This is a genomic window from Streptomyces sp. MGP-BFMKR1 (genome assembly GCF_057766585.1).
On the sequence record NZ_CM173408.1, the window covers coordinates 7,189,211 to 7,205,358 of the forward strand.

12 protein-coding genes are annotated in these 16,148 nt (G+C 73.5%); 9 read left to right on the forward strand and 3 right to left on the reverse strand.

Going from position 1 to position 16,148, the window contains the following annotated elements; genetic code table 11:
- The first annotated feature begins 348 nt into the window (after positions 1-348).
- The 7 genes from AC3CHW_RS28885 (at position 349) to AC3CHW_RS28915 (ending at position 10,420) form a co-directional block, all read left to right on the forward strand.
- Positions 349-2,613 (forward strand): MMPL family transporter, encoded by a 2,265-nt coding sequence (locus AC3CHW_RS28885; protein WP_488468389.1) that lies wholly within the window; start codon positions 349-351, stop codon positions 2,611-2,613.
- Between the two features lie 372 nt (positions 2,614-2,985).
- The gene (locus AC3CHW_RS28890; protein WP_398610085.1) at positions 2,986-3,819 is read left to right on the forward strand and encodes a M55 family metallopeptidase; all 834 of its coding nucleotides are present in this window, start codon (positions 2,986-2,988) and stop codon (positions 3,817-3,819) included.
- 13 nt (positions 3,820-3,832) lie between these two features.
- Complete coding sequence (locus AC3CHW_RS28895; protein ID WP_398609981.1) at positions 3,833-5,206, forward strand: M20/M25/M40 family metallo-hydrolase; 1,374 nt, start codon at positions 3,833-3,835, stop codon at positions 5,204-5,206.
- A gap of 3 nt (positions 5,207-5,209) precedes the next feature.
- The gene (locus AC3CHW_RS28900; protein WP_488468390.1) at positions 5,210-7,270 is read left to right on the forward strand and encodes a S9 family peptidase; all 2,061 of its coding nucleotides are present in this window, start codon (positions 5,210-5,212) and stop codon (positions 7,268-7,270) included.
- A 295-nt stretch (positions 7,271-7,565) separates the two neighbouring features.
- On the forward strand, positions 7,566-9,293 hold the full coding sequence (locus tag AC3CHW_RS28905; protein ID WP_488468391.1) for a hypothetical protein: 1,728 nt from the start codon (positions 7,566-7,568) through the stop codon (positions 9,291-9,293).
- Positions 9,290-9,649, forward strand: a complete 360-nt coding sequence (locus AC3CHW_RS28910) for a hypothetical protein (protein ID WP_398609984.1) — start codon at positions 9,290-9,292, stop codon at positions 9,647-9,649. The genes AC3CHW_RS28905 and AC3CHW_RS28910 overlap by 4 nt, the downstream gene beginning before the upstream one ends.
- A gap of 12 nt (positions 9,650-9,661) precedes the next feature.
- Entirely contained in the window at positions 9,662-10,420 is a 759-nt protein-coding gene (locus AC3CHW_RS28915; protein WP_488468392.1) for a hypothetical protein, read from the forward strand.
- Positions 10,421-10,456: 36 nt separating this feature from the next.
- On the opposite strand, the gene AC3CHW_RS28920 is transcribed toward AC3CHW_RS28915, so the two are convergent.
- Genes AC3CHW_RS28920 through AC3CHW_RS28930 form a run of 3 tightly spaced genes read right to left on the reverse strand, consistent with a single transcriptional unit; the run spans position 10,457 to position 13,670 of the window.
- Positions 10,457-11,374: an ABC transporter ATP-binding protein gene (locus tag AC3CHW_RS28920; RefSeq protein ID WP_488471200.1), complete on the reverse strand. Its 918-nt coding sequence runs from the start codon at positions 11,372-11,374 to the stop codon at positions 10,457-10,459.
- A gap of 2 nt (positions 11,375-11,376) precedes the next feature.
- The gene (locus AC3CHW_RS28925) at positions 11,377-12,573 is read right to left on the reverse strand and encodes a FecCD family ABC transporter permease (RefSeq protein WP_488468393.1); all 1,197 of its coding nucleotides are present in this window, start codon (positions 12,571-12,573) and stop codon (positions 11,377-11,379) included.
- Positions 12,570-13,670 (reverse strand): FecCD family ABC transporter permease, encoded by a 1,101-nt coding sequence (locus AC3CHW_RS28930; protein WP_398609986.1) that lies wholly within the window; start codon positions 13,668-13,670, stop codon positions 12,570-12,572. The genes AC3CHW_RS28925 and AC3CHW_RS28930 overlap by 4 nt, the downstream gene beginning before the upstream one ends.
- Before the next feature lie 172 nt (positions 13,671-13,842).
- Here AC3CHW_RS28930 and AC3CHW_RS28935 point away from each other — a divergent pair, with 172 nt between their 5' ends.
- Together AC3CHW_RS28935 and AC3CHW_RS28940 are read left to right on the forward strand one after the other, a co-directional pair.
- Positions 13,843-14,850, forward strand: coding sequence for an ABC transporter substrate-binding protein (locus AC3CHW_RS28935; RefSeq protein ID WP_488468394.1), 1,008 nt, complete (start codon positions 13,843-13,845; stop codon positions 14,848-14,850).
- Positions 14,851-15,118: 268 nt separating this feature from the next.
- Entirely contained in the window at positions 15,119-15,898 is a 780-nt protein-coding gene (locus tag AC3CHW_RS28940; protein ID WP_398609988.1) for a 2,3-dihydro-2,3-dihydroxybenzoate dehydrogenase, read from the forward strand.
- Positions 15,899-16,148: the final 250 nt, after the last annotated feature.

Genomic DNA, 16,148 nt, shown 5'->3' on the forward strand with positions numbered 1-16,148 from the left:
GGGCGGGGTCGCGGCGGTGGTGGTGGGAGTCCACGGAGCGGGCGGGGCGTGTGCCGTCGCCCACACCCCGACCGAACGTGACGTTCGGTCATATCCGCATACCCAGGGCTATGTCGGACCGTTCGGGCGGTGATCGGCGCCGGGCGCGCTCCGTTCGGTGGGTCCCAGGCGGCTGGTGGGGCGGCTGGGGAGGGGGGTCCGGTAGCGGGCCCAGGACCTGTGGGGCAGACTGTTCCACAGGGGCAGCTTGTTCCACAGTGCGTGGACGGGCGGCTCTGACATGCGCCGCCGTCGTCCTGGCCGCCGCCAGTCACCGCGGTCGATCGTTCGAGTTGAAGGAATTGTCAGATGTTCGCTTCCCTGGCCCGGTTCACCTCCGGTCGCAGCAGACTCGTTCTGTATCTCTCAGGTGTCCTCTTCCTCGTCGCGGGTGCGCTGGGCGGCGGAGTCATCTCCAAGCTGTCCTCCGGCGGCTTCGTCGACAGCTCCACCGAGTCGGCCAAGACCGCTGAGGTCATGGACGAACGCTTCCACGCGGGCGCCCCCAACCTCACCCTGCTGATCACCGACAAGCGCGGCGTGGACGCCCCCGAGGTGGCCAAGGCCGGCCAGGACATCACGGCCCGCCTCGGCAAGGAGCCGCACGTCGAGCAGGCCGTCTCCTACTGGTCCCTGGGCAAGGCCGAGTCGCTGCGTGGCAAGGACGGCGACAGCGCCCTGGTGATGGCGCGCATCCTGGGCAACGAGGACGAGGTCCAGGACCGGTTCGACAAGTTCGCCGACCGGTACGAGGGCAAGGTCGACGGCGTCGAGGTCGAGATCGGTGGCACCGTCCTCGCCAACAAGGAGATCTTCGACATCACGGAGAAGGATCTCGTCAAGATCGAGATGATCACCTTCCCGATCCTGCTCGTCGTGATGCTCTTCGTCTTCCGCAGCCTGGTGGCGGCCACCGTGCCGCTCATGGTCGGTGGTCTGACGATCGTCTCCGTGCTGCTGACGATGCGTATCCTCACGCTGTTCACCGACGTCTCCGTGATGGCCACCAACGTCGCCACCGGCCTCGGGCTCGGCCTCGCCATCGACTACAGCCTCATCCTCATCAAACGCTACCGGGAGGAACTCGGGCGCGGCGTGGACACCGACGGGGCCATCTCCATCGCGCTGCGCACCGCGGGCCGCACCGTCGTCTTCTCCGCCGTCACCGTGGCGCTGGCCATGGGCGCGCTGCTCGTCTTCCCGTTCTACTTCCTGCGCTCCTTCGCCTACGCCGGCATCCCCACCGCGCTGCTCGCCGCGCTGGTGTCGGTGACCTTCCTGCCCGCGCTGCTGAAGGCGCTCGGCCCGCGCATCGACAAGGGCCGCATCCTGGGCAAGAAGAAGCCCACCACGCCCAGGCCGGAAGAGGGCTTCTGGCACCGTACGGCGATCACCGTCATGCGCTTCCCGGTGCCGATCGCCGCGGTCGTCATCGGGCTGCTGCTCTTCCTCGGGGCGCCGTTCCTCGACCTGAAGATGAGCCTGGCCGACGAGCGGGTGCTGCCGACCAGCACCCAGTCCCGCCAGGTGGGCGAGACGCTCCGGAAGGACTTCAACGCCCAGGAGACGCAGGCACTCAACGTCGTCCTGAACGAGACGCCGGGCAAGGGCGAGCGCGGCAACGTCGCCGGCTACGCCGAGCGGCTGTCCAAGCTGGACAACGTGGCCCGCGTCGACACCGAGATCGGCACCTTCGCCGGCGGCCAGCGCGTCGCCCCGCCGACCCCGGCCGCCGACCGGTTCGGCGTCGCCGACAGCACGTACCTGTCGGTGGTGCCCAAGAGCCAGTCGCTGTCCGAGAAGGGTCGCCAGCTCGTCCAGGACATCCGCGCCGTCGACGCCCCGTACGACGTGCAGGTGGGCGGCCCGGCGGCGGAGCTGCACGACGCCATCGAGTCGATGAACGACAAGCTGCCGCTGGGCCTCGGTGTCATCGCGATCAGCTCGTTCATCGTGCTGTTCCTGTTCACCGGCAGCATCGTGCTGCCGCTCAAGGCGCTGGTGCTCAACTGCCTGAGCCTGAGCGCCACCCTCGGCGTGCTCGTCTGGGGCTTCCAGAACGGCCACCTGGAGGGCATCGTCGGCGACTTCGCGGTCACCGGGACCATCACCTGGACCGTGCCGATCCTGCTGTTCTGCGTCGCCTTCGGCCTGTCCATGGACTACGAGGTCTTCCTGCTCTCCCGGATCAAGGAGGAGCACGACCTCACCAAGGACAACACCCAGGCGGTGGCGCGCGGCCTGGAGCACACCGGGTCGACGGTCACCGCCGCCGCCGTGCTGATCGCGATCGTCTTCCTCGGCTTCATCATGAGCTCCATCAGCTACATGAAGGCCATCGGCGTCGGCCTCTCGCTCGCGGTCCTCATGGACGCCACGCTGGTACGTGGCGCCCTGGTGCCCGCGTTCATGCGGCTCGCCGGCCGCGCCAACTGGTGGGCACCGGGCCCGCTGCGGGCGCTGCACGCCAAGATCGGCCTGCGCGAGGGCGACGCGCAGCCCCTCCCGACGCCGGTCAAGCCGGACGAGACGGGTGCGGCCGAGCGTGACCTGGAGCCCGCCAACCGCGACTAGCGCGCGGCCGGGCCCCGGGACGGGGGCGGGCGGGACCGAGCCGGTCTCCGCCCGCCCCCGCCGCATCCACCGCGCCCCGGCGGATGCTCCGGCGGCCCGCCGACCCGGCGCGCGTTCCCGCGCCCGGGGTGGCCCCACGCCGCGAGACGGTGGGACGCGGGCCGTTACAGGGGGTGCGCCGACCCGGCGCGTCGGGTCATCATGGGGCACGGTCGTGCCGGCGTATCCGGCCGGCCGTCCGGCGCGCGCCGCGCCGGTCCGCGCGCCCCCCGGGCCGAGCGGGGGCCGGTGGGGTGTTCGGGTGCCGGCGGCGAACAACTGACGTCGGGGTTCGTGCGCGGCCCCTTCCGCCTGCGGTAGAACGGGTTAATGGTGAAGATCCTCATCTCCGCGGACATGGAGGGCGCCACCGGCGTGACCTGGCCCGCCGACGTCCTGCCCGGCACGCCCCAGTGGGAACGCTGCCGCGCGCTGTTCACCTCCGACGTGAACGCGGCCGTCCTCGGCTTCCTCGACGGCGGCGCCGACGAGGTGCTCATCAACGAGGCGCACTGGACGATGCGCAACCTGCTCCTGGAGCGACTGGACGAACGCGCCCTGCTCCTCACGGGCCGGCACAAGAGCCTCAGCATGGTGGAGGGCGTGCAACACGGCGACGTGGACGGCATCGCGTTCGTCGGCTACCACACCGGCGCCGGCAGCGAGGGCGTCCTCGCCCACACCTACCTGGCCAACTCCATCACCGGCGTATGGGTGAACGGCGTGCGGGCCAGCGAGGGCCGGCTCAACGCGCTGGTGGTCGCCGAGTACGGGGTGCCGGTCGTCCTGGTCACCGGCGACGACCTGACCTGCGAGGACGCCAAGGGGTACGCCCCGCGCGCGCGGATGGTCGCGGTCAAGGACCACGTGTCGCGGTACGCCGCGGTCTGCCGCCCCCCGGCCCGTACGGCGGCCGACATCCGGGCCGCGGCGCGCGAGGCGACCGCGCTGGCCGCGCGCGGCGAGCCGGAGCGAGCCGGGCCGCACGAGGTGGTGGTCGAGTTCGACGCCGAGCACCTGGCGGGCGCCGCGACGGTGGTGCCGGGCGTGGAGCGGCGCGGCGAGCGGCGGGTGGCGTACACCTCGCCGACGATGTACGAGGGCATCCGCTGCTTCAAGGCGGTGACCACCGTCGTATCGGCGGCGGTCGAGGAACAGTACGGCTGAGCGGGGGAGACACATGACGCCGACGCGAGGCGGCAACGACACCACGGGCGGGCCCGCCCTCGACGGGCAGGCGCTCGACGAGGTGGTGCGCTTCACCTCGGACCTGATCCGGATCGACACCACCAACCGGGGCGGCGGCTCCTGTTGGGAGCGGCCGGCCGCGGAGTACGTGGCCGAGCGGCTGAGCGACGCGGGCGTGGAGGCGCACCTGCTCGAAGCGGCGCCCGGGCGCACCAACGTCGTGGCCCGCGTCGAGGGCCACGACCGCGCCGCGCCCGGGCTGCTGGTCCACGGGCACCTGGACGTGGTGCCCGCCGAGGCGGCCGACTGGAGCGTGCACCCCTTCTCCGGCGAGATCCGCGACGGCGTGGTCTGGGGCCGCGGCGCCATCGACATGAAGAACATGGACGCGATGATGGTCGCCGTCGTCCGCGCCTGGCAGCGGCTCGGCCTGCGCCCCCGGCGCGACGTCGTCTTCGCCTTCACCGCCGACGAGGAGGACAGCGCCGACGCCGGCTCCAGCTTCCTCGCCGACCGGCACGCGGACCTCTTCGCCGGCTGCACCGAAGGCGTCAGCGAGTCCGGCGCCTTCACCTACTACGGCACCACGCCGGGCGCCGAGCGGGTGCGCCGCCTCTACCCGGTCGCCGCCGGCGAGCGGGGCACCGCCTGGCTGCGGCTGACCGCGCGCGGCCGGGCCGGACACGGCTCGAAGATCAACCACGACAACGCGGTCAGCCGACTGGCCGCCGCCGTGGCCCGCATCGGGGAGCACCGCTGGCCGGTGCGGCTGACCCCGACGGTGCGCAGCGCGCTGACCGAACTGGCCCAGCTCTACGGCGTCAAGGCCGAGCTGGACGCCCCCGACTTCGACGTGGACGCCCTCCTCGCCGAACTCGGCAGCGCCGCCGACCTGATCGCCCCCACCGTGCGCAACAGCACCAACCCCACGATGCTCGACGCCGGCTACAAGGTGAACGTCATCCCCGGCAGCGCCACCGCCTACGTCGACGGCCGGGTGCTGCCCGGCTGCGAGGCGGAGTTCGAGGCCACCCTCGACGCGCTGACCGGACCCGGCGTCGAATGGGAGTACCACCACCGCGAGGTGCCGCTGTCGGCCCCGGTGGAGGCGCCCGCGTTCGCGGCCATGCGCGCGGCCGTCGAGCGCTTCGACCCGGACGGACACGTCGTCCCGTACTGCATGGCGGGCGGCACCGACGCCAAGCAGTTCTCGCGCCTGGGCATCACCGGGTACGGCTTCTCACCGCTGAAGCTGCCCCCGGGCTTCGACTACGCGGCGCTCTTTCACGGCGTGGACGAGCGGGTGCCCGTCGAGGCCCTGCACTTCGGCGTCCGCGTCCTCGATCACTTTCTGCGGGAGGCATGAGAAATGGTGTCCACGGCCCCGTACGGAGCCTGGCGGTCCCCGATTGACGCGGCACTCACCGCGGCGCACGACGGCAGCCCCGAGCATGTGGGCGTGGTCGGCGACGAGGTGTGGTGGACCGCCCCGCGCCCGGCGGAGGGCGGCCGGCGCACGCTGGTGCGCCGGCGCCCCGGCGGCGCCGAGGAACCGGTGCTGGCCCGGCCGTGGAACGTCCGCAGCCGGGTCATGGAGTACGGCGGCGCGCCCTGGGCCGCCGTCGCGCGCGCCACCGGCGGGCCGCTGCTGGTCTTCAGCCACTTCGACGACCAGCGGCTGTACGCGTACGAGCCCGACGCCGCCGACGCCGGTGCCAGCGCGGGCGCCGCCGAGCCGCGCCCCCTGACCCCGGTGTCCGCCGTCGGCGGCGGGCTGCGCTGGGTCGATCCGGTGCTGGTGCCCGAGCGGGACGAGGTGTGGTGCGTCCTGGAGGAGTTCACCGGCCCGGCCCCGAGCGACGTGCGCCGGGTGCTGGCGGCCGTGCCGCTGGACGGTTCGGCGGCGCGGGACCGGGGCGCCGTGCGCGAACTCACCGACGACGCGCACCGGTTCCTGACCGGCCCGCGCCGCTCGCCCGACGGGCGGCGGGTGGTGTGGATCGCCTGGGACCACCCGCGGATGCCGTGGGACGGCACCGAGCTGAAGATCGCCGACGTGGGCGCGGACGGCGCGCTCACCGGCGTACGGACCCTCGCCGGCGGCCCGCGCGAGTCCATCACGCAGGCCGAGTGGGCCGCCGACGGGACGCTGATCGCCGCGAGCGACCGCACCGGCTGGTGGAACCTGCACCGGGTGGACCCGGACAGCGGGGCGGCGGTCAACCTGTGCCCGCGCGACGAGGAGTTCGCCGGGCCGCTGTGGAAGGTCGGCTTCCGCTGGTTCGCGCCGCTGCCCAGCGGGCTGATCGCGGTTATCCACGGCCGGGGCGTCACCACGCTCGGCATACTCGACCCGGGCCCGCACGACGACCCGGCCCAGCAGCCCGGCACGGCAGCCGGCGGCGGCACGGCCGGGGCGGGGCCGGTGGACGTGGTCGGCCCGTGGAGCGAGTGGCAGCCGACGCTCGCGGTGGCCGGCACCCGGGTGGTGGGCGTGGCGGCGAGCCCGACCAGCGGGTACGAGGTGGTCGAGCTGGACACCCGTACCGGCCACGCCCGCGTCGTCGGCGAGCCGCACACGGACGTCGTGGACCCGGCGTACTACCCCGAACCGGTGGCCCGCACCTTCCCCGGCCCCGACGGCCGGGAGGTCCACGCGCACCTCTACCCGCCGCGCAACCCCGACTACCAGGCACCCGAGGGCGAGCTGCCGCCGTACGTGGTGTGGGCGCACGGCGGGCCGACCGGACGCTCCCCGCTGGTGCTCGGCCTGCCGATCGCCTACTTCACCTCGCGCGGCATCGGCGTCGTGGACGTCAACTACGGCGGCTCGACGGGGTACGGCAGGCGCTACCGCGAGCTGTTGCGCGGCCAGTGGGGCGTGGTGGACGTCGAGGACTGCGCCGCGGTCGCCGAGGCGCTGGCCGCCGAGGGCAGCGCCGACGGCGACCGGCTGGCCATCCGGGGCGGCAGCGCGGGCGGCTGGACCACCGCGGCGTCGCTGACCGGCACCGACCGGTACGCGTGCGGCACCATCATGTTCCCCGTGCTCGACCTCGCGAGTTGGGCGGCCGACGACACCCACGACTTCGAGGCCCAGTACCTGGAGAGCCTGATCGGCCCCCTCGCCGAGGTCCCGGACCGCTACCGCGAGCGCTCCCCACTCCACCAGGCCGACCGCCTGCGCGCCCCGTTCCTGCTGCTCCAGGGGCTCGACGACGCGATCTGCCCCCCGGTGCAGTGCGAGCGCTTCCTCGCGGCGATCGAGGGCCGCGACATCCCGCACGCCTACCTCACCTACCCGGGCGAGGGCCACGGCTTCCGGCGCGCGGAGACCATCGTCAGCGCGCTGGAGGCGGAACTGTCGCTCTACGGGCAGGTCTTCGGCTTCGAGCCGGCGGGGGTGCGGGCGGTGGCGTTGGCGCCGTAGGGCGCCTGTGGCCGGGCCTCGGCCCGAACGCTGTGCCGGGAGCCCGGAGCCGTACGGTGTGCCCGCCCGCCCCTGGGTCGGCGGGCGCGCCGGGCTGCCGAGCGGTCAAGGTCGTGACGGTGGCCGTCACCCTGGCGTACCAGCCACAACACGGCGCCTGGGCAGGGAAGTTGGCCGATAGCGGGCGGTGCCGCGGCTCGGCTTTGTCGGTGCGCACTCCTATGCTGATGCTCTCGCGAACGAGCCCCGCCCTGCCGGTTCCGCGTGCCGAGACGCACCGAGCGTAGAGAGGGACATGAGCAACGCCTATCTGCCGCCACAGCCGCGACCTCCGTCGAACAGCGCACCACCGCAGACACCTGCCCCGCACGCGAGCGAGGCCACCCGCCTCCTGTGCGCCGGGACGTATCTGGACGTGACGTACCGAGACCGCGTCATCGACGAGCTCTACCTCAGGCAACACCGGGTCGTGGCACCCTCGCTCGGCTTCGACGCCGCCAGGGTGCTGGCCCACGCGCTGCGGGCCCGGCGCGTGGAACTGGCCTGGGCCTGGGGTGTGCTGGGGTTGCTGGTGGTCGGGGCCGCGGCCTCCGGTGGGTGGTTGCTGCTCCTGGTGATTCCCGGACTGCTGCTGACCTTCGCGCGGCGGCTACGGAGCCCCGCCGGCGCGCCGGGACGTCGTCGCCTGCCCGCCTTCGGACTGCGCTGGGCGGGCCGGCTCCTCCTCGCCTTCCTGGTCTACCGGAGCCTGGCCGTCGGCTTCGGAGTGTCGGACGACGTGGGGCCCGGGCGGGCGGGGTCCCAGCGCGGCATCCAGTGGGACGCGCTCGTGAACCTGGGCGGGCCGTCGAGCGCACCGCAGGCGTGGCTCGCGCTCGCCGCCCTGCTCGTGATGGGAGCCTGTGTCGCCGGGCAGCAACTGCACTTCGTCCGGGTGCTGCGGGGCGAGTTGTCCCCCGAGTGCTTCCCGGACGCGGCAGGCGATCCGGCGGAGCGGGCCCCCGGGAGGCGGTTCCAGCGGCTGAGGCAGCTCATCCGAACCGAGCAGTACGCCCCCATGGTCATGTACCACGAGGCGCGTCCGTTCTGTGGTGCGGGCACCGCGTACGACACCTGGGTCCTGGCGGTCGAGTTGCGGCCGACCCCGGAGCGGGAGCGGGAGCGGGAGCCGATCGGGAACGGCACCGTCCTCGCCGCGATGCGCCCCTTTCTCGAGCAGTTGCGTGAGGTGGCCGAGACGCCCGCCCGGGAAGGACGGGCCGTACGGGACCGGTTGCGTCAGCTGCGGATCGACGAGCGCGTGTTCCTCCCGGTGGAGGGCCTGGCGCGGCGTGAACACGCGCCCTACGACCAGGATTCGTTTGAGCAGCACCGGGAGCGGGCGACCGAGGAGGGCGGCGAGAAGCGCCGGCACTTCCTGCGGATTCGGGTGGACGGCTGGGAGGAGGAACTGGTCGTCACGGTCTTCGTGCGCGTCCACACCCAGGGCCGCATGCTGATGCTGGAGGTGGCGCCCCATGTGCTGCTGCCCATCCGGGAGGACTTCAAGGAGGCGGACCACGAGGCGTACCGCTTCGTGAACCAGAACGTCTTCGGCAAGGCGGTCCACATCCTCACCCTGACCGCCAGCGCACCCGGCCAGGCACTGGTGGCGCTCGGTCGCCGCTCGGTGCGCAACTGGCGCCGGCTCACCGGTGAGTTCGCTGGTGGGCCGCCCGAGGGGCCGGCCCTTTCGGTACGCGAACTCGCCGCGCAGCCGACCGGGTCGCTCTTCCAGACCATGGACGTCGACCGCTATCTGCGCAGCGTGCAGGACCGCGTCGCGTACGGCGTGAAGACGGCGCTCACGGAAGCCGGATACCAGACGGACGAGTTCGCCCGGAAGGTCATCTACATCAGCAACGGCGGCATCAACATCGACATCGGGTCGGTGGACGGCAGCACGTTCGCCGTCGGCGACCACGCCCGAGCCACGACGAGCGGCGGACCGACACCGCCGGGGGAGGGGATCCGCCCGACATGACCAGTGAAGAGCCACAGCCCCAGATCCACATCGGCGAGGTGTCCGGTAGCACCTTCGCCATCGGCAGCCACGCGGAGGCCAGGAGCTACCACGGGGCCACCCCGCCCCGCGACGAGGCGACGGAACAACTCCTGGCCGCCCTCCGGGGGCTGCGGGCCGAGTTGTCCGGCGCGGAGCCGACCGACGAGGGCGCGGACCTCGACGCGGCCCTGGCGGACGCGGAGGACGAGATCACCCGGACCGGGAGCGCGGGTGAGGGCCGGTTGCGGCGCCTGCGCGCCCTCCTCGCCGACACCGTCGCGGTGTCCACCGTGGCGGCCTCGGCGGCGACCGTCGCCACGTTGCTGGGAACGTGACGGGCGATCACGATGACCGAACGACGGCGTTACTGGGACGAGGACGCCCAGAGCTGGCGGGACAGCTCCGACCGCGACGCGCGACCCACCGTCACGCACCCGCCCCCGCCCACACCCCCGCACAGGCTCGGCGGCCCCGTCATGTGGGCGGTGGCCGCCACGTTCCTCGTCCTCGGCGTCCTGACGGTCCTGGGGGCGTCGCGGTTCGATGGCGATGGCAACGCGGACGCTGACCGCAAGCCCGACTGCTCCGCCTTGGCGGCCTCCTCCTCGGCCTCGGCCGACGGCTCCGGCGCTTCCGAGCCGTCCGTGGACCCGCTGCCCGCCTCCGAGGTCTGTGACGACAAGGTGGGCTTCCGCACGGCCGTCCCGAAGGGATGGAAGCGGACGGAGGCGCGGGCGACCGGGAGGTTCAACATCGACTACGACGACCCCCACGGGGACCGGTACCTTCGGGTCTTCGACCTGCCCGAGTCCACCCCCAGCGCGTCCATCGAGGGCCTCCGGCAGGAGAACGGCTTCGAGGAGATCAAAGACCGAGGATGCGTTACCGATGAACGCGGGGGCACCCAGTGCGGCATGGAGTACTCGTCGAGCATGGAGAACGAGACGCCCTGGTACGTCGTCGAGTACCACTTCAAGGCCGCCGACGGCGCCGTCTACGGCGTGGCTTCGTTCGTTGACTCCAACGAACTGGACGGCGCCCGGAAGGTGGCCGATGCGGCCTTCCGCCACTTCCGCCCCCCGAAGGAGAAGCGCGAGAGCACGTAGGAAGCCCGGTGAGTCACCGGGCAGCCGCTCCCGGCGCTATGCGGGGAGCGCCGGATCCGCCTTCTTCGGTGCCGGAGCCGGGCCCGCCTTCGCCAGGGCGGCGTCGGCTGCCTCGGGCGCGTCGGGCTCCCGGGCCTGCTCGGGCCCCGCCGCCACCCGCGCCCTCGGCACCACCACCGGCGAGCCGTCCACCGGGGCGGCCAGCACGTCGGCCGGGACCCCGTACAGCCGCTCCACCAGCGCGGCGTCGACCACCTCGCGGGGCGGGCCGCTGGCCACCACCTCGCCGTCGCGCATGGCCACGACGACGTCCGCGTAGCGGGCGGCGCTGGTCAGGTCGTGCAGGACCATGACGACGGTGCGGCCGGCGGTGGCCACCTCGCGGACCAGTTCGAGGACCTCCACCGCGTGGCCGAGGTCGAGCGCGCTGGTGGGCTCGTCGAGGAGGACCACCGGGGTCTCCTGGGCCAGCACCATCGCCAGCCAACAGCGCTGCCGCTGGCCGCCGGAGAGTTGGTCGAGCCGGCGTTCGGCGAGGTCGGCGACGCCGGTGGCGGTCAGCGCGGCGCGCACCGCGCGCTCGTCCTCGCGCGACCACTGGCGGAACAGGCCCTGGTGCGGGTGGCGTCCGTACCGTACGAGGCCGGCGACGGTGACCGCCTCCGGGGCCTGCGGGGACTGGGGGAGGAGCGAGACGCGGTGGGCGGCGTCGCGCTGGCGCAGTCGCCAGACGTCGTCGCCGCCGACGGTGACGGTGCCCGCGTGCGGCTGGTGCAGCCGGGCCATGGCGCGCAGCAGCGTGGACTTGCCGCAGCCGTTGGGGCCGACGATCGCGACGACCTGGCCGGGCGCGATGGTCAGGTCCACGCCGCGCACGGCGAGGTGGGCGGGTTCGGCCTTGCCCCGGGTGCCTGCCGGGTAGCCCGCCTTGAGCTGTTGGACGACGAGTTCCACGGTCATGCCTTTCGCGAGGGGGAGCCGCCGAACAGCACCCACAGCAGGAACGGTCCGCCGAGCACGCTGGTGATGACGCCGACGGGGATCTCCACGGGGGCCACCACCCGGCCCAGCGCGTCGCTCGCGGCCACGAGTGCCGCGCCCACCAGGGCCGAGCCGATGACGGGGACCCGGGTCGGCCCGTACAGCTTGGTCGCGATGACCGGCGCGGCGAGCGCGACGAAGGCGATCGGGCCGCCGATGCCGACCGCGATGCCGGCCAGCGCGACGGCGAGGGCGAGCGTGAGGCCGCGCAGCAGGGGCACGTTGAGGCCGAGGGCCGCGGCCACGTCGTCGTCGAAGCGCAGGACGTCCAGCCGGCGCCCGGCGACCAGCGCGAGCGGCACCAGGACCAGCAGGCACAGGGCGAGCGGCTCGCCCACGCCGTAGTCGCGCCCGCTGAGGCTGCCGACGCTCCACAGGAAGACGCCGCCGGCGGTGTTGTCGTTCTGGCGCGACATCACCAGGTCGCTGATGGCGCCGATGATGGTGGAGACGCCGATGCCGACGACCAGGACCCGGTAGCCGCGGGTGCCGGCGCCGCCCGCGCACAGCACGACCAGGGCCGCCGCGCCCGCCGCGCCCAGCGGCCCGAGCCACCAGTCGCCGACCATGGCGGTGGAGCTGCCGACGACGGAGGCCACCACGGCGGCGGTTGCGCCCTCGTTGACGCCGATGATGTCGGGGGTGGCCAGCCGGTTGCCGGCCAGGGTCTGGGTGAGGCAGCCGGCGATGCCGAGGGCGGCGCCGACCAGCAGCCCCACCACGATGCGCGGCAGCCGGAACTCCTGCACGAGCATCACGGTCAGCCGGTCGCCGGTGCCCAGCAGCCCGCGCAGCGAGGTGCCCACGCTCATGCCGGTCGAACTGGCCAGCGTGGCCAGCGCGACGATGACGGCGATGACCGCGACCAGGCCGAGCGAGACGAGCGCGGCCCGGTGCGGGAAGAGCCAGGACCAGGTGCCCGTGCGCAGCACGGTGCTGTCGGCCGGCGCGACGCGCGGCGCGGCGTCGCCGCCCGCGGGGGCCGTCGCCGGCGCGGCCAGCGAGGCCGTCGGGGCCGCCGGGGCCAGCGGGGTCGGCGCGGGCGCGTCGGGCGCCGGGTGCGCGTCGGGGTCGCGGTTGTCGGGCGCCGGGCGCGCCTCGGGGGGCGTCACGCGCCACCGCCGGGCGCGCCGAGGCCGAGCATGCGGTTGGTGCGGGCGATCCAGATCAGCAGCGGTCCGCCGATCAGGGCGAGCAGCACGCTCACGGGCGTCTCCCAGGGGCGGATGACGACACGGGCCGCGATGTCGGCCGCGACCATGACGTTGGCGGCCACCAGCGCGGACAGCAGCAGTTGGGCCGCCAGCCGCGGTCCGGTGACCAGGCGCGCGGCGTACGGGGCGAGCAGGCCGAGGAAGGCGATCGGGCCGGCCAGCGCGACGGCGGCGCCGGCGAGGAGCGTGACCGCGCCGGCCACCACGAGGCGGATGCGGCCCGGGTGGTGGCCGAGGGCCCGGGCGCTGTCGTCGCCGAGGGCCAGCGCGGACAGCGGGCGGCTCGCGCCCACGGCGATGACCAGGCCGACGACGATCAGCGGGGCGATCGACAGCGCGGTGCGCGTCTCCACGCCGGCCAACGAGCCGATGGTCCAGTAGCGGTAGACGTCGAAGGTGGACTGGGTGCCCAGCAGCACGTACGAGGTCATGCCGTGGAAGGTGGCGCCGAGCGCGGAGCCGGCGAGCACCAGGCGCAGCGGCGAGGTGGTGGCCCGTCCGGACGCGGCGAGCAGCAGGACGACGGCGCTCGCGGCCATGCCGCCGACCAGCGCCCACACGAGGATGCCGTAGGCCGACGTCACGTCGAAGTAGGTGAGCCCGATGACGACGCCGAGCGCGGCCCCGGAGTTGACGCCAAGCAGTCCGGTCTCGGCCAGCGGGTTGCGGGTGACGGCCTGGAGCAGGCAGCCCGCGACGCCCAGCGCCGTGCCCACCAGGACGGCGGCGATGGTGCGCGGCAACCGCACGTCCACCACGGCCAGCCGCAGCGCGGCGTCCGCGCGGGCCGAGGGGTCGCCGAGGAGGTAGTCCAGGGCGCGGCCCATCGGGGTCTTGCCCGAGCCGATGAGGAGGGACAGCAGACACAGGGCGAGCAACAACGCGACGAGTGCGGCGGCGGCCCACGCGGTGGGACGGTGCCTGGGCCGCACGGACTTGGTCAGCGTGGGCCTCGTCACGTCGATGGGAGGCCCGGCCTCTTGCGCAACGGACATGAGGTTAGCCTAACCTCGCTCTTGACCCGGGGTGCCGGGTGGGTCGCCAGACCCACCCGTCGAATGCCATGCCCCGGTGGTGCGGGCTTCCCGTCGCGACCAGCGGCGCGGCTCGTACGGCAGGACCGGTGGTGGCAACTGCCCTCCGCCGGCTGACACTTCGGAGAACCGCATGTCCCCGTCCCCCTCGTCCGCTTCTTCGCCCACCTCCCGCCCGGGCCTGGCGCGTTCCCCGCGCGCCCGGCTGACCGCGCTGGCCGCCCTCACCGTCGTCTCGGCCCTCACGCTGTCCGCGTGTGGGTCGGATGATTCGGACAAGGGGGATGACAAGGGCAAGTCCCGCATCGTCAAGGACGTGACCGGCGCCGACGTGAAGGTGCCCGAGAAGGTCGAGCGGGTCGTGGTGCTCAGCGAGATGGACCTCGACTCCTCGCTCGCCCTCGGCGTGCAGCCGGTCGGCCTGACGGCGGGCCGTGGGCAGAAGGGCGCGCCGGAGTACCTGGTGGACAAGGCCAAGGACATCGAGGTCGTCGGCGCGGTCACCGGCCCCGACCTGGAGAAGGTCCTGGCGGCCAAGCCGGACGTCATCCTGGCCGGCCAGATCGCCGACGCCCAGGTGCTCAAGCAGTTGCGCGGCATCGCGCCGACCGTGATGACGGTGGGCAAGGACAAGAACTGGAAGTCGGCGCTCACCCTCACCGGCGAGGTGCTGGGCAAGCAGAACGAGGCCAGGACCTTCCTCGCCGACTACGACAAGCGCGTCGCCGAGGTGAAGAAGTCGCTGGGCGACAAGGCCGGTTCGTCGGTGAGCGTGGCCCGCTACTCCGCCAAGGGCACCGCCGTGATGCAGCAGGGCGTCTTCATCAGCGACGTCCTCAAGGACCTGGAGTTCAAGCGGCCGGCGCTGCAGAACAAGAAGGGCGCCGGGCACTCGACGCCGCTCAGCGACGAGGACATCCAGCAGATCGACGCCGACTGGTTGTTCATCGGCACGCTCTCCTCCAAGGGCAAGGACGCCGACCTCTTCGGCGAGTTGCGCAAGAAGCCCGCCTACCAGCAGCTCGGTGCCGTCAAGAGCGGCCACGTGACGCAGATCGACGGCTCCAAGTGGACGAGCCTGGGCGGTTCGCTGGCGGCCATGTCGGTGCTGGACGACGTTGAGAAGGCGATGGGCAAGTAGTCGCGTCCGGCCGGGGCGGGGCCGCTCACGGGCGGCGTCCCGCCCCCGCGCCCCGCGCTCCGACGGGGCGTCACGCCGCGTGCCTCGCGAGGTCCCGGGTACGCGAGGGGACCGCGTCCCGCCCGGAGGGCGGCGTTCCGACGGGTACGGGAGGCGGCCGGGTCGCCGGCCGTCCCGGTGCCGCGACAGGCCCGCTACCTGGGGCGAAGCGGGCAACCCATGCTAGGTTAGGCTTACCTAAGTAAGGTCACGCCGAGGGGGCAACACCGTGCAGCAGCCAGAACTTTCCGGGCGGATCGCGCTGGTCACCGGCGCGGGCCAGGGCATAGGCGAGGCGGTGGCCAGGGCCCTCGCCGACCGAGGGGCCAAGGTCGCCGCCCTCGACCGCGACGCCGACGGCGTCACGGCGCTGGAGAAGGAGTACGGGGCGCCGCGCGTCAGCGCGTACCCCGCCGACGTCACCGACAGCGCGGCCGTGGACGCCGTCGTGTCCGTCGTCGAGGACCAGGTGGGGCCCATCGACATCCTCGTCAACGTCGCCGGGGTGCTGCGCCCCGCGCCGGTCGCGGAGCTGACCGACGAGGACTGGAGCCAGACGTTCGCCGTGAACACCACCGGCGTCTTCCACACCTGTCGCGCCGTCACCCGCCGCATGAGCGAGCGCCGCCGCGGCAGCGTCGTGACCGTCGGCTCCAACGCGGCCGGGGTGCCGCGCACCAGCATGGCCGCGTACGCCGCGTCCAAGGCCGCCGCCACCATGTTCACCAAGTGTCTCGGCCTCGAACTGGCCCGCAGCGGCGTGCGTTGCAACGTCGTCTCGCCGGGCTCCACCGACACCGCCATGCAGCGGCAGTTGTGGACCGACCCGCAGGCCCCGTTGCGCGTCATCGACGGCGACCCCGCCTCCTACCGGGTGGGCATCCCGCTCGGCCGCATCGCCGAGCCCAGCGACATCGCCGAGGCCGTCGCCTTCCTCGTCTCCGACCGTGCCCGCCACATCACCATGCACGACCTGTACGTGGACGGCGGCGCCACGCTGCGCGCCTGACCACGCGTCGGCCGCGACCCCGCCCGGCGGCCGGCCGGCCCGTACGCCGCCGCGCCGACACCGCCGGGCGCCGCGACCGACACCGGCCCCGCCCGACGACCGGACCCGCCCGACGACCGGCCCCGCCCCGCGAGCCCGCGCGCCGGGCGAAACGGCCCCATCGACACCCCGACCGGTGCCCCCGCACCGAACGAATGGAGTAGCAGGTGACGACGACACACGAGGTCGCCGAGCGCCCGATATCCGGCCC